The sequence below is a fragment of the Synechococcus sp. 65AY6A5 genome, assembly GCF_002760415.1.
Classification (GTDB): Bacteria; Cyanobacteriota; Cyanobacteriia; order Thermostichales; family Thermostichaceae; genus Thermostichus.
Genome location: NZ_AXUW01000002.1, coordinates 38,565 through 59,779 on the forward strand (window position 1 = coordinate 38,565; position 21,215 = coordinate 59,779).

At 61.3% G+C, this 21,215-nt stretch carries 22 protein-coding genes, 1 tRNA gene and 1 pseudogene; 8 read left to right on the forward strand and 16 right to left on the reverse strand.

The genetic code is table 11. The features are described 5' to 3' along the window. Positions 1-192: 192 nt before the first annotated feature. Positions 193-1,371 (reverse strand): TRC40/GET3/ArsA family transport-energizing ATPase, encoded by a 1,179-nt coding sequence (locus SYN65AY6A5_RS11900; protein ID WP_011431465.1) that lies wholly within the window; start codon positions 1,369-1,371, stop codon positions 193-195. A 163-nt stretch (positions 1,372-1,534) separates the two neighbouring features. Here SYN65AY6A5_RS11900 and psbQ point away from each other — a divergent pair, with 163 nt between their 5' ends. Beyond that, positions 1,535-1,933 (forward strand): photosystem II protein PsbQ, encoded by a 399-nt coding sequence (psbQ, locus tag SYN65AY6A5_RS11905; RefSeq protein WP_099812729.1) that lies wholly within the window; start codon positions 1,535-1,537, stop codon positions 1,931-1,933. Positions 1,934-1,949: 16 nt separating this feature from the next. Here psbQ and coaD read toward each other — a convergent pair whose 3' ends face one another. The 6 genes from coaD to SYN65AY6A5_RS11935 all read right to left on the reverse strand — a co-directional run bounded on the left by coaD (position 1,950) and on the right by SYN65AY6A5_RS11935 (position 6,331). Beyond that, positions 1,950-2,429: a pantetheine-phosphate adenylyltransferase gene (gene coaD / locus SYN65AY6A5_RS11910; RefSeq protein WP_099812730.1), complete on the reverse strand. Its 480-nt coding sequence runs from the start codon at positions 2,427-2,429 to the stop codon at positions 1,950-1,952. A 22-nt stretch (positions 2,430-2,451) separates the two neighbouring features. Further along, entirely contained in the window at positions 2,452-2,787 is a 336-nt protein-coding gene (cutA, locus tag SYN65AY6A5_RS11915; RefSeq protein WP_099812731.1) for a divalent-cation tolerance protein CutA, read from the reverse strand. Between the two features lie 71 nt (positions 2,788-2,858). Beyond that, complete coding sequence (gene galE / locus SYN65AY6A5_RS11920; protein ID WP_011431461.1) at positions 2,859-3,869, reverse strand: UDP-glucose 4-epimerase GalE; 1,011 nt, start codon at positions 3,867-3,869, stop codon at positions 2,859-2,861. Between the two features lie 68 nt (positions 3,870-3,937). Further along, entirely contained in the window at positions 3,938-5,425 is a 1,488-nt protein-coding gene (locus SYN65AY6A5_RS11925) for a cobyric acid synthase (RefSeq protein WP_099835744.1), read from the reverse strand. A 211-nt stretch (positions 5,426-5,636) separates the two neighbouring features. Then, a tRNA-Gln gene (locus SYN65AY6A5_RS11930) sits at positions 5,637-5,708 on the reverse strand. Between the two features lie 20 nt (positions 5,709-5,728). Further along, positions 5,729-6,331 (reverse strand): FHA domain-containing protein, encoded by a 603-nt coding sequence (locus SYN65AY6A5_RS11935; RefSeq protein ID WP_228375359.1) that lies wholly within the window; start codon positions 6,329-6,331, stop codon positions 5,729-5,731. A gap of 303 nt (positions 6,332-6,634) precedes the next feature. On the opposite strand from SYN65AY6A5_RS11935, the gene SYN65AY6A5_RS11940 reads away from it, so the two are divergent. The 3 genes from SYN65AY6A5_RS11940 to SYN65AY6A5_RS11950 are packed head-to-tail and all read left to right on the forward strand — an operon-like array spanning position 6,635 to position 9,452. Beyond that, a complete protein-coding gene (locus SYN65AY6A5_RS11940; protein WP_206336968.1) occupies positions 6,635-7,501 on the forward strand; it encodes an inositol monophosphatase family protein in 867 nt (288 codons plus the stop codon). Between the two features lie 41 nt (positions 7,502-7,542). Further along, positions 7,543-8,469 carry an ABC transporter substrate-binding protein gene (locus tag SYN65AY6A5_RS11945; RefSeq protein ID WP_228375358.1) on the forward strand — a complete coding sequence of 309 codons (927 nt, stop codon included), beginning with the start codon at positions 7,543-7,545 and terminating at the stop codon, positions 8,467-8,469. After that, a complete protein-coding gene (locus SYN65AY6A5_RS11950) occupies positions 8,427-9,452 on the forward strand; it encodes a J domain-containing protein (protein WP_011431456.1) in 1,026 nt (341 codons plus the stop codon). Before SYN65AY6A5_RS11945 ends, SYN65AY6A5_RS11950 begins: the two co-directional genes overlap by 43 nt. A 12-nt stretch (positions 9,453-9,464) precedes the next feature. Here SYN65AY6A5_RS11950 and SYN65AY6A5_RS11955 read toward each other — a convergent pair whose 3' ends face one another. The 6 genes and pseudogenes from SYN65AY6A5_RS11955 to SYN65AY6A5_RS11975 form a co-directional block, all read right to left on the reverse strand. Beyond that, positions 9,465-11,078, reverse strand: a complete 1,614-nt coding sequence (locus tag SYN65AY6A5_RS11955; protein ID WP_011431455.1) for a CPBP family intramembrane glutamic endopeptidase — start codon at positions 11,076-11,078, stop codon at positions 9,465-9,467. Between the two features lie 67 nt (positions 11,079-11,145). After that, positions 11,146-11,778: a tRNA (guanosine(46)-N7)-methyltransferase TrmB gene (gene trmB, locus SYN65AY6A5_RS11960; RefSeq protein WP_041439245.1), complete on the reverse strand. Its 633-nt coding sequence runs from the start codon at positions 11,776-11,778 to the stop codon at positions 11,146-11,148. Between the two features lie 157 nt (positions 11,779-11,935). Beyond that, on the reverse strand, positions 11,936-12,856 hold the full coding sequence (locus tag SYN65AY6A5_RS11965; RefSeq protein WP_099884738.1) for an L-lactate dehydrogenase: 921 nt from the start codon (positions 12,854-12,856) through the stop codon (positions 11,936-11,938). Positions 12,857-13,138: 282 nt separating this feature from the next. Then, positions 13,139-13,489, reverse strand: a complete 351-nt coding sequence (locus SYN65AY6A5_RS11970) for a hypothetical protein (RefSeq protein WP_011431451.1) — start codon at positions 13,487-13,489, stop codon at positions 13,139-13,141. Between the two features lie 731 nt (positions 13,490-14,220). Continuing rightward, a pseudogene (locus SYN65AY6A5_RS14515) lies at positions 14,221-14,400 on the reverse strand (ankyrin repeat domain-containing protein); the annotation flags it as partial. Next, complete coding sequence (locus SYN65AY6A5_RS11975) at positions 14,352-14,975, reverse strand: ankyrin repeat domain-containing protein (RefSeq protein WP_240531053.1); 624 nt, start codon at positions 14,973-14,975, stop codon at positions 14,352-14,354. The gene SYN65AY6A5_RS11975 and the pseudogene SYN65AY6A5_RS14515, both read right to left, overlap by 49 nt. Positions 14,976-15,325: 350 nt before the next feature. On the opposite strand from SYN65AY6A5_RS11975, the gene SYN65AY6A5_RS11980 reads away from it, so the two are divergent. Further along, positions 15,326-15,907: a DnaJ domain-containing protein gene (locus SYN65AY6A5_RS11980; RefSeq protein ID WP_099884661.1), complete on the forward strand. Its 582-nt coding sequence runs from the start codon at positions 15,326-15,328 to the stop codon at positions 15,905-15,907. Here the strand turns inward: SYN65AY6A5_RS11980 and SYN65AY6A5_RS11985 are convergent. After that, on the reverse strand, positions 15,904-17,310 hold the full coding sequence (locus tag SYN65AY6A5_RS11985; RefSeq protein WP_011431448.1) for a 2-succinylbenzoate--CoA ligase: 1,407 nt from the start codon (positions 17,308-17,310) through the stop codon (positions 15,904-15,906). The two genes, SYN65AY6A5_RS11980 and SYN65AY6A5_RS11985, sit on opposite strands and share 4 nt — an antisense overlap. Positions 17,311-17,532: 222 nt before the next feature. On the opposite strand from SYN65AY6A5_RS11985, the gene petG reads away from it, so the two are divergent. The 3 genes from petG (at position 17,533) to SYN65AY6A5_RS12000 (ending at position 20,574) form a co-directional block, all read left to right on the forward strand. Next, complete coding sequence (petG, locus tag SYN65AY6A5_RS11990) at positions 17,533-17,646, forward strand: cytochrome b6-f complex subunit V (protein ID WP_011431447.1); 114 nt, start codon at positions 17,533-17,535, stop codon at positions 17,644-17,646. 71 nt (positions 17,647-17,717) lie between these two features. Continuing rightward, positions 17,718-19,340, forward strand: coding sequence for a bifunctional pantoate--beta-alanine ligase/(d)CMP kinase (locus tag SYN65AY6A5_RS11995; RefSeq protein ID WP_011431446.1), 1,623 nt, complete (start codon positions 17,718-17,720; stop codon positions 19,338-19,340). Between the two features lie 196 nt (positions 19,341-19,536). Further along, entirely contained in the window at positions 19,537-20,574 is a 1,038-nt protein-coding gene (locus tag SYN65AY6A5_RS12000; protein ID WP_099812734.1) for a hemolysin family protein, read from the forward strand. Between the two features lie 9 nt (positions 20,575-20,583). Here the strand turns inward: SYN65AY6A5_RS12000 and SYN65AY6A5_RS12005 are convergent, their stop codons facing one another. Both SYN65AY6A5_RS12005 and SYN65AY6A5_RS14520 read right to left on the reverse strand, forming a co-directional pair. After that, the gene (locus tag SYN65AY6A5_RS12005; protein WP_240531069.1) at positions 20,584-20,796 is read right to left on the reverse strand and encodes a hypothetical protein; all 213 of its coding nucleotides are present in this window, start codon (positions 20,794-20,796) and stop codon (positions 20,584-20,586) included. Next, positions 20,694-21,188, reverse strand: a complete 495-nt coding sequence (locus tag SYN65AY6A5_RS14520; protein WP_240531054.1) for a DUF4126 domain-containing protein — start codon at positions 21,186-21,188, stop codon at positions 20,694-20,696. The genes SYN65AY6A5_RS12005 and SYN65AY6A5_RS14520 overlap by 103 nt, the downstream gene beginning before the upstream one ends. Between the last annotated feature and the right edge of the window lie 27 nt (positions 21,189-21,215).

Below are 21,215 nucleotides of genomic sequence, written 5' to 3' on the forward strand. Positions count from 1 at the left end.
GGCCAACCAGGCTGCTGCCCAACTCCTTGCCCGAAGAGGGCTACAGCTAGATGAAGGCGCTTCCCCACCCCTCCGTGGGCTCTCTTCCAGCCAGAGTTCCTCCCGTCCTGCAAATATGCCCACTCTCGACCAGGAACAACTCCAACAAGCCTACTTTTTGGCAAACGGCAAGCAGGACACTGCCCTGCGGCTTTAGGCGGCAAAATGGATGCGCAGGTAATCTTCCTCCATCTTGGCACGGGCCGGCTTCATGGCGGCCAGGGTCTGGGGCAACACCAGGTTGCGGCGGTGGTTGCCAATGCGGATGTTGAGCTCGTCGCCAGTTTTGCTCAGCTCCACCTGCTCTTTTGGGATCCCGGGCAAGTACAGATCCAGGCGGTACTGGCCGTTGTCGCTAGCCACGTTCATCGTCTGCTCGGCGTAGAACACCTCCGCCGGGTTGCGATCCCCCCAGAGATCCTTTTTCAGGCGGGCCAGGGCGTCCCACCCCACCAGCTCCTCTGGGTAAAGCGGGATCTCCACCACCGGCAGGGGGGCAAAGTTCTCGTGGATCTCCTGGCGATATTTCTGCTGGGCGGCCTTCCAGGCGGCAAAGTAGGGATCCACCACCCCTTCCGGCAAAATGCGGTTGGCAATCACCAAATCGGTGGCGACGCCGTAGAGGCTGAGGTAGGCATGGGCCCGCAGCGACTCCTTGATCACCATCTTTTCGGGGTTGGTGACTAGGCGCACCGAGGTGATGCGGTTGTCGGTGAGGATGCGCTCCAGCCGCTCGATCTTCTGGTAGAACTCGTAGGGGGCATCCAGCACCTGGTCATCTGGCAGGGGGATCCCGGTTAGCCCTTTAACAATCGGCTCGGCAATGGGGCGCAGCACCCGCGCCAACCCCTGCAAAGGTTTGTAGAACTTGCGCATGTACCAGCCGGAAACATCGGGCAGGCTCAAAAGGCGCAAGGCCGTACCGGTGGGAGCCGAGTCGATAATCAGCACATCAAACTTGCCCTCGTCGTAGTGGCGGTTGACCCGCACCAGGGCGAAGATCTCGTCCATCCCCGGCAGCACCGCCAGCTCCTGCGCCTGCACGCCGTCCAGCCCGCGGGCCTGCAACACCTGCGTGATGTAGGCCTTGACGGATCCCCAGTTCAGTTCCAGCTCCTGCAGGGCATCCAGCTCCGCTCCCCAGAGGTTGGGTTTGACCTCCACCGGCTCGTGGCCCAGGGGCCGGTCGAAACTGTCGGCCAAGGAGTGGGCCGGATCCGTGCTCAACACCAGGGTCTTCAGGCCGAGCTCGGCACAACGCCAGCCGGTTGCTGCCGCCATCGAGGTCTTGCCGACCCCACCTTTGCCGGTCATGAGGATGATGCGTTGCATGGGAGCGCTCTTTACGTTCTTTTACAGCTCTAGGCTAACCGATTTGCCCCTCTGCCCACAGCGGCCTGGAGGGCAGTTACCAGGTACACTATTGATTGCCTATGGCTGGCCAAGGAAGTAACGGCCAGAAAGCAAGCCTGTGAAGGCGGATGGGAGGTGTAAGATGATGCGTCGTTGGCCCAATCTGCTGCTGATTGCCATCCTCACATTGGGTCTGTGGCTGGGATCCCTTCCTGTCCAGGCGGCTGCCGCCTTGCCCCGAGAGCTGCAGCAGCTGGAGCAACAGGTGGAGCAGCTGCAGAGCCTGGTGGATGCCGAGGACTGGCTCGAGATCCGCTCCTACATCCATGGGCCGATGGGCCTGACCCGCAAGACCCTAACCAGCCTGGCAAACACCTTGCCCCAGCAGCAAAAGCGGGAGATGCTGCGCTTGGCCAAGGAAATGGGCCGCAGCTTGGAAGAACTGGACTTTGCCGCCAAAGCCTACGACCAACCAGAGGTGGAAGCTGCCCAGGCCAAGGTGAGAAAGACGTTGCAAGAGCTCAAGGCCCTGTTTTCGTAGTTGGGGACAGAGCGGATCAAGTTAAGGGGAAACGCTCCCGCAGATCTTGAGCCACCGGCGGGGGTACCAGGTGGTCAATGGGGCCGCCTAGCTTGGCCACTTCCTTAACTAAGCTGCTACTGACAAAGCTGTGCTCGCTAGCAGTAGCAAGGAAAAGGGTTTCCAACTCAGGAGCCAGGAGCTTGTTGGTGTGGGCCATCTGCAGCTCCACGTCAAAGTCGGACAAGACGCGCAAGCCGCGCACGATAACTTTTGCCCCCCGTTGGCGGGCATAAGCCACTGTCAAGCCGGAAAAAGTATCGACCTCAACGTTTTTTAGGTGGGCAACAGAAAGGCTAATCTGAGCCTGCCGCTGCTCCGGGCTGAACAGAGGGGTCTTGTTGGGGTTTTTCAGGACTGCAACGATGACTTTGGAAAACAGACGGCTGGCCCGCTCGATGATGTCGAGGTGCCCAAAGGTGATGGGGTCGAAGCTGCCGGGGTAGAGGGCAATCATGCTAGAGAGGGTACCGCTCTTCTTAGCCTACCTGCTCTCGGGCCCACGCCAGATAGGTAGCGCTTACCTGAGCAGCCGGCAGAGCCAGGATCTCCGGCTCCTGGTAGGGGTGGAGCTCCCGCAGCCGCTGTTCCAGGCGGGGATAAGCAGTGGAGGGCAATTTGAGCAACAGCAAAAACTCGGCCTCCCTCTGCAGGGATCCCTGCCAGCGGTAGTAGGAGGTGATCGGCGGCAGCACCTGGGCACAGGCCACATAGCGCTCGGCCACCAGAGTGTGTGCCAAACGATGGGCGTCGGCTTCGGATCCCACGGTGGTCATGACAACCGCCAGGGTATCGGGGGCGGTCTTTTCCTCCATCGGAAGCAAGCTCTAGGCGTCGACCTCCCCTGATCGTACCGCTGGATCCTCGGATCGCCATCCCAGTTGGGTCAAGCCCCCCGGAGCGGCGGTGTGGCCTTGGCAAAATAGGGCCGCCTTTGGTGCCAGCGCCAAGCTGTCTGCAGGATCTCGGCCAAGTCGGCATAGCGGGGCTGCCAGTTGAGATCCCGCTGGATGGCCGTGGCATCGCCCACCAAGCAGGGGGGATCCCCCGGTCGACGGGCTCCAACTTGCACCGGGATCTGTCTTCCAGTTACCGCTGCTGCCGTGGCGATCACCTCCTGAACAGAGAAGCCCTGGCCATTGCCCAGGTTGTAGGCTGCCTGCACAGGCTGGCCAGACGCCAGCGCTTCTAAGGCCAACACATGGGCCTGCGCCAGGTCGGCGACATGGATGTAGTCGCGGATACAGGTGCCATCGAGGGTGTCGTAGTCGTCGCCAAAAACAGTGATGTGGGGGCGTTGGCCGGCGGCGACTTCCAGCACCAGGGGGATGAGGTGGGTTTCGGGGTCGTGGGCTTCGCCGATTTCTCCGTCGGGATCGGCGCCGGCGGCGTTGAAGTAGCGCAGGCTGATAAACCGGATCCCGTGGGCGGTCTGGAAGTCCCGCAGCATCTGCTCCACCACCAGCTTGCTCTGGCCGTAGGGGTTGATGGGGCGCTGGGGGTGGGTTTCCGGGATCGGGATCTGCTCCGGCACGCCGTAGGTGGCACAGGTGCTGGAGAAGACAAGGTAGGGGATCCCGTGATCCCGCATGGCCTCCAGCAAGGTCAGGGATCCGGCCACGTTGTTGCGGTAGTATTTGCCCGGATCCTTGACCGACTCGCCCACGTAGGCATAGGCGGCAAAGTGAATCACCCCTTCGGGCCGATACTGCCGAATGACCTGATCCAGCCGCTGGCGGTCGGCAATGTCGCCGATTTCCAAAGGCCCCCAGCGAACGGCCCAAGGGTGGCCGTAAACCAGGTTGTCGTAGGCAATTGGCAGGTGGCCGTGGGCTGCCAGGGCCTTACAGGTGTGGCTGCCGATATAGCCCGCGCCGCCGGTAACCAGAAGCCGCATAGGTCAGGGGGAAGGAAATTCCTGTCTAGAATACAGCTACTCTTGCAGACCTTGGCAATGGCCCCGGCCTATTCCAGGAGCTGATGCCAATCCAGATGAGGCCGCCAGGCCTCTGCCAGACGATCCAGCAGTTCTTCGCGTTGCTGGGCATAGTGGCCGTCCAACTCCGGCAAGGGATCCCAGCCTTTTTGGCGGCGCAGCTCGTTTAGCCAGTGGCGCCGCCAGCGGTGGTTGTCGAAGAGGCCGTGCAGATAGCTGCCCCAGACCCGGCCTGTGGGATCCCGCCAGCCCAGGCCTTCTTGCTCGAAGATCGGCAGGCAGCCAGCGGGATCGGCCTGGGTGGATCCCTGATGGATTTCGTACCCCTGGACGGGAGCGGGGGCGGGCCAGCGGCTTTGCGTCTGCACCTGCTGGGTAACCTTGGTGGGTTGCAAGACAGTAGTCAGCGGCAGGAAGCCCAGCCCGGGGTAGGTGCCGGCAACTCCCTCTAGGCCGGCGGGATCGGCGATGGTTTGCCCCAACATCTGCAGCCCGCCGCAGATGCCGACGATGTGGCCGGAATAGAGGCGCAGTTGGTCGGCCAGGCCGGTCTTTTGCAATGCCAACAGATCCTTGAGGGTGGTTTTGCTGCCGGGCAGGATGACCACATCGGGGGATCCCAGGCTCTGGCCGGGGTGAACCCAGCGCAGATGGACGCTGGGCTCGGCCAGCAAGGGGTCGAAATCGGAAAAATTGGCCACCTGGGGCAGGCGGATCACGGCAATCTCCAGGCAGCTCCCCCGCCCGGCACGTTCGCGGCGATTTTCCCAGAGTTGAGGGCCCGCCTCAAGGCCCATCGAATCCTCTTGCGGCAGCACCCAATCCAGCCAGGGCAGAACTCCAACCACGGGGATCCCGGTGTAGTTCTCCAGCCAATCCAGGCCGGGCTGCAGCAGCTCCCGTGCGCCGCGAAACTTGTTGATGACAATGCCGCGAATCAGGGCCCGCTCGGCCGGCTCCAGCAACTGCAGGGTGCCCACCACATGGGCCAGCGCCCCACCCCGGTCGATGTCCGCCACCAGCCAGGTGGGAGATCCCAGATGCAAAGCCACCCGCGTGTTGGCCAGATCCCGGTGTTTGAGGTTTACCTCCGCCGGGCTGCCTGCCCCCTCGCAGATAATCCACTCGTACTGCTGTTGCAAGCGGGCCAGGGCCGTTTTCACCGCCTCCCAGGCCGGCGCAAACCAGCGCTCGTAGTACTCGCCGGCGCGACAGGTATCTACTGCCACGCCGTTGAGGACGACCTGGGAAGTCAGGTTGCCCTGCGGCTTGAGCAAAATCGGGTTCATCTCCACCGCGGGCGGGATCCCGGCGGCCCAAGCCTGCAGAGCCTGCGCATAGGCAATCTCATGGCCCTCCGGGGTGACGTAGGCATTCAGCGACATGTTCTGGGCCTTGAAAGGGGCAACCTTCTTCCCCGCCTTTTTGAGAAGGCGACAGAGGGCAGCTACCAAAAGGGTTTTGCCCACGTGGGAAGAAGTCCCCACGACCATCAAGGATCGGCAAGCACTGCTCATTCGGCTCCCTTTCCCTCCCAGGCCGATTGTCCACCCTCTCCCCTAAGCCGACTGCGCTAGGTTGACGGATTGGCCCTCTGCTGGCCAAAGTCTTCGCGCCAGCAATGCAAAAAGCGTACCCTTGCGCCTAGCGGGAAGTTCCCGAATCAGCGAAGGGGAACTGCCCAAAAAAGCCTTCTGCTGTCTCAAGCAGACCTAGCCCAGCTTAAGACTGGGGCAGATGGATTCGAACCACCGAATGGCGGGACCAAAACCCGCTGCCTTACCGCTTGGCGATGCCCCAATTTACACTGCTTGACTACTTTAGCGATGCAACCTTGGATCTGTCAACGGGCTGCGGCCACCTCTCATCTCCTCAGGAACCAAGTTGGATCCTTTGCCGAGGTCAGGGTTGACCTCAAAAGGGTTGGGCAGAGGGGGAATGCGGGCCACCTCGAAGAAGTAGGCGCGGATCTCCGGCCCAAAGTAGATAACATCGCCACTCCTCAAGTAGTGGGTAGCTACCCGCGTGCCGTTGACGAACACCCCATTGGTGCTGGACTGCCCCTTGCGGTTGCCGTCGACTAGACAATACGTAAATCCTGTGCGATTGGACTTGGTGGGCACTCGCACCAAATAGGCGTGGCGGCGGGAGACGAAGCGGTTGACAATCTGGATGGCATTGGAGGGATCCCGTCCGATCGTGTAAATGCTCTCCCGCAGGATGTAGCTGCAGGGCCGCACAGGATGGCAGACGGACAGGGTGAACTCCGGGTGAGACACCGGCTGCTGCGGGACTTGGTCGAACAGATCCAACGGCAGATCGAAGTCCTGACTGCCGGACAGATGGCCTCTGCCCACTGCCGTAGTAGAGGTAAAAAAATCGTCGTAGCTCTGGGGCAACAGCGTTTCCTCCTCGACGCTCAACTACCTGCCCGGCAGCCTGGCTCTTCCAGTCCAACTCCCTGAACCCTAGAGTTCCCAGAAACTAGGAGACACCCAACATCCCCCCGGCGTTGGCGGGCTAGTGGAAAACTCATAGGCCTTAATGTACACTACTATACACCACAGGCAGCCTTGGAGATACTCCCTTTTCCTAAAAAAAATTGGAAAAATTGGGTTTGGGTTCAGGTCGGAGCTATTCCCGTTTTAAGGGATCCCTTGGGAGCCACAGCCTTGGCCGCGGGCGGGCTATTCTGGGTAGCAGGTTTGTAGCCTTGAGGTGTGGGTGTGACGGAGGCCCTGTTGCGTCGGTTAGATGTGGCCACAGAGGCGGCCCTGGAGGCAGGGGCTTTGCTGCGCAGTTACGTGGGGGGCACCCTTGCCATTGAGGAGAAACGTCCGGGCGACTTGGTAACAGCAGCGGATCGCGCTTCCGAGGAGCTTATCTTGAAAATCTTAAGGCGGCACTTCCCCGAAGATGTGATCTTGACGGAAGAATCCGGCCAGCAGGGATCCCCGCAGGGCGCCTACGCCTGGATGATCGATCCCCTCGATGGCACCACCAACTTTGCCCATGGCTATCCCTTTGCTGCCGTCTCTATTGGTCTGCTGGAGGGGCGGGAGCCGGTGCTGGGGGTGATCTACGACATCTTTCGCGGGGATCTCTTTCGCGCCGTACAAGGGAGGGGCGCCACCCGCAACCGCAAACCCATCCGCGTCTCCTCTACTACCGAACTCTCCCGCAGTCTCCTGGTTACCGGCTTTGCCTACGACCGCCGCGAAACCCCCGACAACAACTACGCCGAGTTCTGCCACTTCACCCACCTCACCCAGGGAGTGCGGCGAGGTGGATCGGCTGCCCTGGACTTGGCCTACGTGGCCACCGGCCAGTTGGACGGCTATTGGGAGCGGGGCCTCTCCCCCTGGGACATTGCCGCCGGGATTGTCTTGGTGCGAGAGGCGGGCGGCAAGGTCACCGCCTACGATGGCAGCCCGGTGGATGTGTACAGTGGCCGCCTGCTGGCCAGCAACGGCTGGCTACACGCTGCTCTTCAGGAAGAACTGGCCCAGGTCAGCCCTCTGCCGGTCTCCTTCCCCATGCGGCGGGATCGCCGGTCTGGGGAGCAAAACGGCCAAAGTTTAAAGATCAGGTAAAGATCAGGCGAAAATTGGGTAAGGTTTACGCAAAGGCCCTCATGGCTCTTTCGCAAGGCAAGGGAGATAACTTGGCCGGGAAAAAGCTCCGGCGTCGTTGTTGGGCGGCAGGGTTTGGCCTGGCGCTGCTCTTGGGGATCCCGGCCTACCCTCAGCCTGCCCCAAAGCCGACCCTGCCCGCTCCTGCCAGCGAGCGAGCACAGGTTCCCGATTCCCGTTGGGCCGAGATTCAGGCGCGGGGGCGCATCCGGGTTGGCCTGGATCCCAGCCTGGGCCCGGCTTACCTCTACACCGACCTGGAGCGGCAAACCTACGCCGGCTTCGAGTGGGATATCCTGGAGGCGCTTGCCCAGACGCTGCAGGTGCGAGTGGAGCCCGTCTATGTGGCTTGGAGCGAGCAGTTGGCGGCTTTGCAAGCGGATGAGGTGGATCTCATCTGGGGGGCGCGGGAAGCTTTGGGCTTGGATCCGCAGCAGTTTCTCGCCACCCGACCCTACTACCTCAGCCCGCAGCGCTTGGTGGTACGGGATCCCGGGCCAGAGGAAGCTCCCATTGAGGCGCTGTCGCAACTCTTTGGCCGCAAAGTGGGCATTGTAGTTAACAGTACGGGAGCCGCTCTGTTGGAGGCGTACAACGAGAGGCGGGGCAACGCCATTCGTCTTTTTGCCACCAGCAACCCGGATCGCTTGTTTGCCCAGCTCCAGGCTGGCCAGTTGGATGCGGTGCTCGTCGATCAGCCCGTTGCCGCCCTGAGCCTGCGCCAGGCGGGATCCCGGCTGCGCCTGGCGGGGCCGCCTCTGTTCCCGATTCCTTTGGTGGGCGTGGTATCCTCACAGCATCCTTCCCTGAAGGAAGCCGTGGATGGGGCGATCGCAGTCCTGACCGAAAACGGAACTTTGCAACGCATCTTGGAGAAGTGGCAACTATGGGATCCAACTCTGATGTCCCCCGCCTCACCCGAGGGCTAGCCCGCTACGAGACCGACCATTTCGCCATCTTGGGCGTGCCCCTCACCGCCGATGCCAAAGGGATCCGACGCGGCTACCTGCAGGCGGCCAAGGCTCTGCACCCGGATCGCTTTGTCGGGGATCCGGAAGGGGCAGAGCGGGCCAACGTCCTCTTCGCCAAGCTGGTCAGCCCGGCCAACGAGGTGCTGGCCAAGGAGCGAGAGCGGTCAGAATATGAGACTGTGCTCAAGCTGCGCGTTCAACGCCTGCTGGAGTCGCCACCCCCCGATCTGTGGCCCACTGGAGAAGCTGTCAAAGACCTGGCCGAGCGCGCCGATTGGCAGGAAGAATATGTCCGGCGGGTGGAGAAGCTGGCCAAAGAGCAATACAGCTCTATGGCCACCCTGCTGGAGAAAACCGAGCAGTTGAGCGAGCTCAACCTAGCCTACCTGCTGCTCAAGGCCGGCTACAAAGGGATCCCCGCCCCTGCTGCCAAAACCACCACCCCGACGGGGATCCCAACCCCTTCCCCCAGCCGCACCACCTTGGGCGGGATCCCGGCTGCTCCACCCACCGCTCCCCCTGTCCAGCCCGCCCCTCCTTCGCCCCCAACCCCGCAACTTAGCCCCGCTGAGACCCGCTTCCTGCAGGCGCTGGACATGATCGAGCGCAAGCAGTACCGGGTTGCCATCCAGTATTTAAACTTCGCCATCAGCGCCCAGCCCAACGTGGCCCGTTACTATCTGCACCGAGGTATCGCCCACCTCAAGCAGGGCAACGCTGGCATGGCCAAGGCCGACTTCCTGCAGGCGAGCCGCCTCGAGCCGGCCAACGCCGAGTTGATGGCCGAGGTGCGCCGCTGGCTGCAGCAGGTCACCACCCAACAGCCGGTTCCCGTTCCCTCGGCCAGCCGTCAGACCTCCCAGGCCCAGAAAATCGTGCCACCGCCGCGCAAAGAGGATAGCGGCGGCTTCTGGAGCCGCCTCTTCGGCAAGAAAAAGTAGGCCAAACTCCCCTCAGGAAGCGCCCCCCAACACCAGCAGCGTGACCAGGGATCCCGTATTCCAGAGGCTGTGCAACAGGATGGGGGCCAGCAGGTTGCGGCTGTGGCTGTACACCACCCCCAGCACCACCCCCAGCATGGTCAAAGGCAACAGATCGGAAAGGTTGAGGTGGGCAAGGGCAAAGGTGAAGGCGCTGAGCAAGATGGCAGCCCCCATCGGCAAGTAGCGGCTCAGCGTCGGCAGCCAAAAGCCCCGGAACAGCACCTCCTCAAAAACAGGGGCACAGACAGACACCACGGCCAAAAACACCAAGCGCGCCCCCCAGCCATGGCTCTCCAGCAGCAGAGGCAAGATGGGGTTCCCGCCCCCTGCCTGGGGCAGCAGCAACTGCGACAGCGCCGCTGCCAGCACCACCAAAGGCAGGGCCGCCCAGTAGCCGCCCAGGCCCCAGAGGATCCAAGGGCCCCACAGCCGCACCTGCAGCACCTTCTGCCAACCGGGATAGAGCCGAAGAAGCCGGTACAACAGCGCCGCCCCCAGCAGAGCGCCCGCATTGTAGGTGAGAAACAGGGCCACCGCCTGATGCCAAGGGCTGAGCTGCTGCGTCCCCAGGCCGAGCCCGACCGTGTAAAGGCGAGGCACCAGCGCATTGAGGAGAATGAAACCCAAAAACCAACCGGTCAGGACCGCCTGCGCCCCGATCCCCGGCCAAGGCACCTCCCACGGCGGGCCCACAAGAGGACGTTGGCGCCAGAAGCTCCAGCCCAGCCAGCCCAACAAGAGCACCAGCCCCAGCAGCGCCCCCAGCAGCGGGATCCCGCCCACCACCGCCAGCCGGAACAGGGCTGCCAAGGCCAATTTTTCCTGCTGCTGGTTGAGGGCATTGAGGCTGTCGCTGCGCTGTTGCAGCCGGTAGAGCTGCTGCAGGGCCACCGCCTCAAACCAACCGTCCAGGTGGTTGCGGATTTGCACCTCGGCCTCTGGCAAGATGCGCCGTGGCGTTCCCCACAGCCCTTGTAAAACCTGTGCCACCCTCTTCTGGCCGGATTCCAGCTCCAAGGGACGTTCTGGATCGACTACCTCTTGCCACTGCTGCTGGGCTGCCTCCAGATCCTCCTGGTAGACGTAGAGCAGACCCAGGCGCAGCCGCAGGGCGTCCAGCTCCGCCTGCAGATCCTGGACAGAAGCCAGGAGGACGGGATCCACTTCTTCTGGGGTTGAGGCCGGCCCCACCGCATCTGATACCCTGGCCAATTCGGGTTTGCCCCCTGCCGAGGAAGTCGCCCTTTCCAGCCGTGCCATCCGTTTGAGGCGCTGCAGGCGTTCGGCGTAGTTGTCGGCCACCTGCTGGTAGCGATTGTGGGCCAGCTCGAAAACGTTCTGCCCCAGCAGAGCCCGCGCCAGGTCCTGATAGCGGGGATCGTCGAGGGTGCGGGCAGCCTGCAGGGCGAGATTGGTTTGCAACAGATCCAACTGCGTTTGCGGCGGCGGCTGAAACCAACTGCTGGAAAGCGAAAGCCCGACAATCAAAAGGGCCAATAGGCTCAGCAGGTTGAGGATCCCTCGGCGAACAGAAAGCCAAGCGGAAAAGGGATCGACAGAGGCCGTGGCTTCAGAGGGAGACATGGCAGCAACCGAGGCAACTCCAGCGGGTTATATCCTAGCTTCTATTGGCTTCAGCCGGATAAAGGGGTCAGCGTCGCTCTAGCCAATAACGGTAGATGGGCAGACCCAACTGCAGGCACTGCCACTCCCGCTCGGTGGGAATGCCGAAGGGGTTGTCATCGATGGGCCCCTGGTAGGGATTCCAAAACTGCGGATGCTCTAGGAAACGATCGACCATCTCCTCGGCCACTTCCCGCACGTCCGACTGCAGGAAGACGGGGCTGCCCGGTTGCAGCAGCAGGGCCAGATCCGCCACCAGTCGCGGTTGGACGATCCGCCGCTTGTGATGGCGCTTTTTAAACCAGGGATCCGGAAATTGGATGGTGACCCGGCTGAGATCTCCCGGCGCAAACAGATGCCGCAGGGAGACGTTGATGTTGGCAAACAGAAAATGGACGTTATCCAGCCCCAGCTCGTCCCGCCAAGCATTGGCCCGCTCCACCAGCGGCTGTCGAATCTCTACCCCCAAAAAGTTCCAGTCGGGCTGCTCCTGGGCCATGCGCAGCAAAAAGCGTCCGCTCCCTGAGCCGATATCCAAATGCAAGGGCTGCCCCAGTCGCCGATACACCCGTTCCCAGTGGGGTGGGGGGGTGGGTTGTTGGTACTGAGCCTGCAGGGGGTTGACGTGTTGCCGCAGTCGCTGGCCGAGACCCTTCTGCAGCGGGATCCCTGTCCAGGGGGGAACAGAGGAGCCTTTCTCAAGTTGGGCCTGCTGTGCTCGCTGCACGTCCGCTTCCACAGACCACCTCCTGCCGTCAGCCACAGCCGTAGCGAACCCAACGGTGGATCCAAAACAAACGGGATCCGGCAGCCCAGCTCTACCACCGGATGCTGTCGATGACTTGCCGCAAGATGTGGGCAGAGCGGTGCAGTTGCTGCCGCTCGCTCTCGGTGAGGGACATGGCCAGCGTGCGCTCCACCCCTTGCCGACCGACCACTCTCGGCAAACTAAGGCAGACCTCCGGCAGGTCATATTCTCCCTGGGTGAGGCTGCTCACGGTTAAAACGCGCCGCTGATCCCGTACCAGGGCCTGGACAATTTGTGCCACCCCCAGACCAATGGCATAGCTGGTGGCCCCTTTGCGGCGGATGATCTCATAGGCGGCATTGCGCACCTGCTCGAAGATATCGCCCAAATGGGCGGGATCCCATTCCGGCGAGAGCTGGCCAATCGGCGTGCCGGCGATGTTCACCTTGCTCCAGACGGCCACCTCGCTATCCCCATGTTCGCCGATGATGTAGGCGTGCAGGCTGCGCGGATCCACCCCCAGCCTCTGGGCCAACAGATAGCGAAAGCGAGCCGTATCCAAAACCGTTCCCGACCCCAGCACCTGCCCCGCCGGCAGCCCCGCTAACTTCAGGGAAACATAGGTCATGACGTCAACGGGGTTGCTCACCACCAGGAAAATGGCGCTGGGGCAATGCTCCATCAGGGCCGGGATCAAGCTTTTGAAGATCTCGACGTTGCGGTGAACCAAATCCAAACGGGTTTCTCCAGGCCGCTGCTTGGCCCCCGCCGTCACAATCACCACGTCTGACCCGGCACAATCGGCCAGCTCCCCTGCCCAGATCCGCGTCGGCTCCACAAAAGGGATCCCATGCACCAGATCCATCACTTCCCCTTCCAGCTTGGCGCGGTCGATGTCGTGGATCACCAGCTCATCGAGGGTGTTCTGGATAAGCATCGCGTAGGCGCAGGCCATGCCCACCTGCCCGGCGCCGATGACGGATCCCTTCAAAAGGCGGCGAGCAGTCAGCCCACCGGCTTGCTGCTCAAAGCGTGGCTTGGGTTGGTGCTCAGAAACGGTCATGGCTTCAGCCGCTGCACTTCCCTTCCCAGCTTAAGCCTGGCCAGGCGGAGAGAAAAAGAGCAGAGGGGCTATCGCTCCCCAGAGCAAGAAAGGCTGGAAGGGAAGAGAACTTCCGCCTTCCCGGTCGCCTCGGATCCCCGCGGGGTGAAGTGACTTTGAATGCAGCTCAGTAAGGGTTTTAATGGTTTTTTAAGAATTCTTGGGTAGACCTCAACTCCGTTGCTGGGTTAGCCGCTGCCAAAGCTCCAGAGGAATGCGCTCATGAGGACGTGGAAGAGACCGAATCTGAACCAGCTCTTCCGGCAAGTAGTGCAAAGCCACCCGCGCCGTTGCGTCTAAGAGACTGCGCCGCCGCTGGAGATGTTGCTCCGCTTCTCCCAAAAACACATCCAGCCAGCCATCTCGCTCTTGGCAGCGAATCCGCAAAGCAGAGAGAGAAGGTAGGGACTCTTGGCGATAGAGCCGGAAGCCCTGCTCAGGACTCCACCCCAGCCACCACTGGGGCGCCAATTGCCCCAACTGCCGACACCACACGCCCGCCTGAACCTGTTGCCATGTCATGCTCACCACTCCGCAACCTGCGAAGACCTAGCTGCAAATTTTTCCAACTACTTTAGCTAGGTACTCTACCAGACTCACTCGGTTTGATGCAAGTCTTTATCAAAGAGGAACCGATGTGCCATGGGGATATATTGCAACTTAATCTCAATAGTGCTATACTGTCACCCGGTTGAGTGGTGGAGTCATATCCATCAGTCTTCCTCTCTTGTCTTGGACGCAGCAGGGATCCCGCGCCGGCGGAACTGGCCATCCTGCGCTTGGCAGGGATCCCTTTTTCTCCACAAAGTTAATGAGACTAAATATCAATTAATGGGAGAGGGGGAGGTTTTCCGCCAACATCGTGTTGAAGTAGGAGGTAGCAGTCGAGGGTGATCGCGCTTGCGTCGGCGGGCCAGCAAGCGAAAGCGGCGTGAAGCGCTGGGGAAGTATCTTGAGCTATTTGGAATGGCTACCAATCCTCTAGAAAGTAAGGAGATAAACGGATGTTTTCGGAACAAGCTAGCTGTTCCGTCTTTGTTTTGTTCTCTAAAAAATGATGTTGGAAGAAGATTAAAATCTGGAGAAAGGAATTGAACCAGATGCGAGTTATCGATTAGAATCTAGATGGCGTTAACGCTAACCGCGACGAAGAGATCGGAGAGGGGAAATCTAACATCCTCTCTCCTTTTTCTGTGGAATTCCTTCCAACTCTATCTCCCGTCTCCCAAGAAGTAGGGATCCCTTAAGCCAAACTAAAGGGTTGCGCCTCGGTCTTGCAGCCATTGGGCAGCTAGCCTGTGCTGACGTTTCTGGGCATAGGCGAGGGGAGTGTGTCCATCGTGATTGCGGGGGTTTAATTCGGCCCCATTTTCCAACAGCAGCTCTAGGATCTGGATATGCCCTTCCCAGGCAGCCCAGTGCATGGGTGTCGCCCCGAAGCGGTTGCGCGCGTTGACATCGGCCCCGTAAAAATGAGAAAGCGAGCGATGCCCAAGTGTCCTTGTGTGGCCGCCTCGTGCAGAGGAGTTCGCCCCGTCTCATCAACGGCATCCACCGGTGCCCCCTTGGAGAGCAAGCGGGCGAGAACGCTTTTCCTACCCGTAGCTGTAGCCCAGTGGAGAACGCCACAGGTTTTTGCCCCTTTTTGGATCAGCAGACCAATAACTTCTGCCTGATCGGTTAGGGCAGCCCGATGGAGAGGAGTGTATCCATAGCGATCTAGCAGATCGATATCGCTGCCTGCCTTGAGAAGCCGCTCCACCACTTCCACCTGGCCGCTGGCAGCAGCCAAATGGAGCGGCGTAGCCCCTGTGGAATCCATCGAGTCGACGGAAGCGCCATAAGCCAAAAGCAAGTCCAACAGCTCCAGATTGCCGATGAGTACTGCTTTGTGAAGCGGGGTGAACCCCTGCGAATCGGGAGCATTCACATCTCCCCCTTGCTGCAAGTAAGCCAGCAATCCTTGCGGGTCTTCATTGGCAAGGGCGCGGTGCAGTGCTTCGCTCATAGTCACTCAGAAATAGGACTTAGAGACAGCTAAAAGTACTTTGAGAACAGTTAGGAGTAGAGTTAGGCAAAGTCTGGAATTTACAACTTGGGCAAAGTCTAGCACTGGATCCCTGCCTCTGAGGTAGCTGTGCGAAGAGATGCCTCTTAGCGCTCAGTCAGAATGGTCAATGCAGCACCATGCCTCAACATGAGAATGATTCTCTACTAGATTGGATCTAAATTGCATGAGCGCCGAGGGGATCCCTTGGTTCAGCCCAGGTTGGCATGGCATGATCGGCGTAGCTCCGAGCCAGAGCTGACTCTTCGCCCAGGTTCAGCAGCCCCTCACCCTCTCTTCTGCTGCCGCTCATGGACTACTATGCAATCCTGAACCTCTCTCCCCAAGCGAACAGCGAAGATATCAAGCGAGCCTTTCGCCGGTTGGCGCGGCAGTTTCACCCCGATGTGGCAGGAGAGGGATCCCGAGAACGATTTGAGCAGATCTACCAGGCCTACCAAGTGCTGAGCAACCCTGAAGAGCGGCGGCGCTACGACGCCCAACGACACTCTCCACCCAGTTCTGTGAGGGGGGAAAGGCGCGTGGTTGTACGCACCACTGGGTCAGGCTCCATCTCAGCAGAACCACCGGCTCGGGAATCCCTTGAGGCAGGGATTGCCCGCGTCAAGGCGGCTTGGCGCGAGCGTAAGTTGCCCACGGCAGTGGCTCTGGCGGAGGCGCTGCTGAAGCGGTTTCCCAACTCCAAGGAAGCCATCCACATCTTGGCTTTGGCCTATCAGCGCTTCGGCAATGATTTAATCTGCGAGGGTCGCTACCAGCAGGCAGAGGCTTACTTGAGAAAAGCTTTGGCCACAGAGCCACACAACCGCGAGTTGGCCTTTGAAATCTGGCGAGACTTGGCCCGTCTGGGCATCCGGGAGGGATCCGGCTAGCTGCCTGGCGTTGCCAGTCTCAACTGCTGGGCCGCCCACTGCCGCAGCTGTTGGCGGCTGACTTTGCCCTGGGCGTTGCGCGGGATCCCGGCACACCATAGCCATTGCTTAGGGTGCTTGAAGGGGCTCAGTTGTTGGCTCAGGTGTTGCTTTAGGTGCCTCTCCAGCTCTACGGGGAGGGCAGGGATCCCAGCCTTGGGCACGGCCACCGCCACCACCTGCTGGCCCCACTCGCCGTCGGGCAGGCCGAGCACGCACACATCCTCCACCCAGCCGCTGGCCCGGATCTCCCCTTCTACCTCGGCCGCCATCACCTTTTCCCCGCCGGTCAGGATCAGGTCGTCGGCGCGGCCCAGCCAGTAGAGATAGCCGTCTGAGTCCAGATAGCCCCAATCTCCAGGGGTGAAGCCCCGCTGTTGCCACTTGCCCAGGCCATCAGCCTCCCTCGCCAAAGGGTAGTAGCCCAGCGCCAGGGATTCCGCCCACACGTGGATGTGGCCCGCCGTCTGGGCGGGCAAGGGATCCCCTGCTTCGCCGCGGATCTCCAGGGTGGCGTGGGGCAGGGGCCGCCCCAGGCTATCGCTCCCCTGCAAAAAGGCTTCCGGCAGGAGCGTACACACCTGGGAGGCGCTTTCGGTCATGCCATAGGTGAGGGCCAAGGGCAGGTGCAGTTGCCGGGCCTGTTGCCGCAAACTGGGCCAGGTGGGGCCGCCGCCAACCAGAATGGCTCGAAACTGGCGCAGGCTCTCCAAGACTCCCGGCTGGGCGTTGAGCAACAGCCGCTGCAACTGGGTGGGCACCAGCGACAGAAAGCTGCCCGGCAAAGGCGGATCCCAGGCCTCGGCCTGCTGCTGTCGTTTCCAATCCCAGACAATCCACTGGCCGCCGCTCAGCCAGGAACGAACAGCTTGCATCAGGCCGCTGACGTGGTACAGGGGCAGGACACAATAGCTATGGACGCAATCCACGCTGAAGTGCTGCTGGTGGGCTCTGGCAGAGGCGCTGAGGGTACGCCAGGAGTGCACTGCCCATTTCACCTGGCCGCCGGAGCCACCGGTAGGGATCCCGATTACTGGCCAATCGGCGCTGGGTAGGATCTGTTGCCAATGCTGCAGAGGGGGGTGGGAGGAGGCAGAACCCTCCTGCAACTGCCCTCGCCGCCAGCGCCAAGCGGATCCCAGGCTGGCCAGAGCCTGCCCCCACTCTCGTCCTCCCCAGTGGGGATTGGCCAAGAAGAGGGGGATCCCCAGGTGTTGGCAGGCCAAAACGGCAGCCCACACTTGCAGCGGATCCGAGTCTGCCACCAACAGGGGAACGGCCTTGTCTGCCAGAGGGCGCAGTTGCTCTTCCAGCCCAGCCAGACACTCCTTCAAAGCGGGAGAGCAGTTGTGGTTGGGAAACATCTTTCGGCAAGTTCGGGCGGGACAGTTGCAGGTTCAACGAAGCGATCAAAGCGATCAAAGAGCAAGCCATAGCCGTGGAGACTTGACCCTCCACCGAGGCAATTGGGGGCGTCCCCTGTACCTTCGTTGTTTTGACTTTTGGCAGGGATCCCCCCGGGCAAGGTGAGGAAGAGTTTGGGCTTGGCTTATCATGATCTAGGTTTGAAGTAGGAGGCCTAGGTTGTGATCGAGCCAATTTTGCTGGGGATCGTTTTGGGGATGGTGCTGGTTACCTTGGCAGGCCTGTTTGTGGCCGCCTACAGACAGTATCAGCGCGGCAATAAGATGGGTCTGTGAAAGCCAGGGAGGAAAAAGCTGGCACCAAACCGTCGGCAAGAGAGTGGCTCAGCAGGTGAGGTGGCATGGCAATGCAGTGGCTGCGCACGGTGGCGGCTTTGCGGGAGCAGGTAGCGAGCTGGCGGGGATCTACCATAGGCCTGGTGCCAACGATGGGATCCCTGCACGAAGGACATCTCAGCCTAATTCGCCGCTGCCGCCAAGAGTGTGACCACACGGTGGTCAGCATCTTTGTCAACCCCCTCCAATTTGGCCCCAACGAAGACTGGGATCGCTACCCCCGCGACGAGGAAGGGGATCGGGCTCTGTGTGAAGCCGCGGGCGTGGATGTGGTGTTTGCCCCCGACCCGCAGGAGATGGGGGCCGACCCGGCCACTGCCGGCGATCGCACCTGGGTCATGCCTCCTGAGTCCCTTTTGCAGACCCTCTGCGCCCCCCACCGACCGGGGCATTTTCGCGGCGTGGCCACCATTGTGCTGCAACTGCTAAACCTGGTGCAGCCGCAGCGGGCCTATTTTGGCCAAAAGGATGCCCAGCAACTGGCAATTATCCAGCGGCTGGTTCAAGATCTGCAAATTCCCACCACCATTGTCCCTTGCCCCACCGTGCGAGAAGCCGACGGCCTTGCCTACAGCTCCCGCAACCGCTACCTTTCGGCAGTGGAGCGGCAGGTGGCCGCCAGCCTGTACCGCGCCCTGCGCCGAGGTTACGACCACTGGCAAGCCGGGGATCCCTCCGCCGAAGGGATCCTGGCCGCCGCCCGTGCTGAGCTGGAGCGCACCCCCGAGCTGCGCGTGCAATATCTGGAATTGGTGGATCCGCAAACCCTCCAGCCCCTATCGGAGGTGAAAGATAAGGGGCTACTGGCCATCGCCGCCTATGTAGGGCAAACTCGCCTCATCGACAACCTGCTCCTTTCCCCGGAAGGGGTGGATCCCTTGCCCCAAGAACAGCAGAGTGCAGTGCCTCCTTCCCCGAAAAGGGGGCGTCGCCCGCTGATTGCCATCGACGGCCCGGCAGGGGCCGGGAAGTCCAGCGTAGCGCGGGCAGTGGCCGCTCAACTGCAGCTCTTGTACCTGGATACGGGGGCGATGTACCGGGCCATCACCTGGCTGGCGCTGCAGCGGGGGATCCCGTTGGACGACGCCGAGCAACTGACCCAACTGGCTGCCCAAACCCAACTAACCCTACAAAGTGGCCCCTCGGCCGACGAACCCACCCGCATCTGGGCCGACGGTGAGGAAGTTACCCAGGCCATTCGTTCCCCAGAGGTGACCCGCTGGGTTTCTCAGGTGGCGGCAGTGCCGGGGGTACGGCAGGAGCTGGTGAAGCGGCAACGCCTCATTGGACGGGATGGGGGGGCCGTCCTGGAGGGGCGAGATATCGGCACCCATGTTTTTCCTGATGCCGAGCTGAAAGTCTTTTTGACCGCCTCGGTGGGGGAGCGGGCCCAGCGCCGGCAACACCAACTGCAAGCCCAAGGACAAGTGGTGTCCCTCGAAGAGTTAAAAGCTCAGATCGAGCAGCGGGATCGCCGCGACAGCGAGCGGCTTATCTCTCCCTTGCGGCCTGCCCCCGATGCCATTCTGATCGACACGGATCACCTGAGCCAAGCTGAGGTGGAAGACAAAATTGTGAGGCTGTACCGGCAGCTTTTGGAGCGATCCGGGGCAGCCCATTTCGATATTATCTGAAGTTATCTGAACCCTGAAGATTTTCTCAAGCTTGCGAGATGGGGCCAATTCAATTCTGAGGTGTTGAGCCTTGGGGGGGCGATGCGCTTGGCCAGAACCGCTAAGGTAGGAATCCTGTTGACGAAGAGATACTGGCCTGCCCTGCTCCCCCTCGGCCCAAATCACTCGTATCCGGCTCTGGGTAGCCGCGAGCACTATGGGTAATGTCCTCCTCCTGGCTTTTCTGCTTCTCCTCTCAGGGGCCTGCTCCGGAGCGGAAACCGCCATCACGGCTATGGACAACCTGCGCTTGGAGTCCCTGATCGAAGAACAAGGGGATCCGCAAGGCCTCTATCGACTGGCTCAACAACAGCGCTCACGGATGATCACCACCCTGTTGTTGGTGAACAACTTTGTCAACATCGGCATTGCCGCCCTGGCCACCACCATCTCTATTGAGCTGCTGGGATCCCAGTTTGGAGCTTTGGCCGCCACCGTGCCCACCACGATCCTGGTGCTCCTGGTGGGGGAAGTGGCGCCCAAGTCTTTGGCGGTGAGCCATCCGCTGGCAGTGTTCCGCTGGGTGGTGCGGCCTGTCCATGTCCTCTCGGTGCTGCTGCGCCCTTTTACCGCTGCCTCTGAGTGGGTTGTCAGGAGACTGTTCAACCTGTTGGAGCTCTCGCCGCTGACAGCCACCGCTTCCCTCAAGGATTTGGAGCTGTTGATCGATGTGCTGGGGCAGCGAGGGCTACTGGATTGGCAAAAACGGCGCCTGTTTCGCGGGGCGCTGGCGTTGGATTTGCTCCAGGCTGGGGATGTGGCCAAGCCAAGGGTAAAAATGGAGACCATTTCCCACGACAAAACGCTGCAGGATGTGGTGAAGCTCTGCCTGGAGACGGGCTACTCCCGCATCCCCGTGCAGGGGGAATCCAAGGACGAGATCGTCGGCGTCATCCACCTCAAGCAGGCCCTGCGCTACCTGGAGCAAAAGGGCAATGCCGAGGTGACCAAGGCCATGTCCCCGCCTTTTTTTGTGCCCGAGACCAAGCGCGTCAGCCTGCTGCTCAAAGAGATGCTGCGCTCCCGCCAACACCTGGGGATCGTGGTGGATGAGTTTGGCGGCACCACCGGCCTCATTACGCTGGAGGACATTTTGGAAGAGCTGGTGGGGGATATCTACGACGAGAGCGACCTTTCCCCCCTGCTGCTGCAGCGGCAACGACGACAGCGCCTCTTCTCTTCTGGCTCCCCTTGAAGGAGGCCGCTAGCCGGCTTCTGCAGAGTCTTCGTTGGCTTCGGGGGGGAGCTCCACCAAACCCGGATCGGCAGGATAGCGGGCCACAAAAAAGATCCAGAAGCTGTGGATCCCCAGGCCTAGGCCCCACCCGCCCAACAGCGGCAGCAGCCACGGCCAATCCGCCCGATACAGCTGCTGGAAAAACACCAGCCCCGACGCGCTGCAGAGAAAAACAGCCAGATGCGCCGCGTAGGTGTAGCGGTCATCCAGCTTGCGAAACTCAGGATCCCGACGGGAGGGCTTCCGGGGCCAGCGAGGCGGCATGGCAGCAACCCCTCACAACTCAAAACCTTCTCCAGTGTAGAGGGATCCCTTGCCGCCGACATCACCAGGATCCCGGCCGCTACCGCCACCGGCGTTGCCACCACGTCCAGCAGGTTATCCACCCAGGGTACACAGTAGGCAGCAACCTCGAAAAAGGTAGCCACCGCAAAAACCGACAGCGCCTCTTCCGACCCAATCCACTGCAGATCGGGAGCCAACGGCAGATGCCCGGAGCGAGCTGCCAGGTTCATCACCAACAGCGGCACAAAAATGCGAAAGCCGCAGGCAGCGCTGAGGCCCAATCCCAAAAAATTGCCGGTAGGCTGTCCATTTCT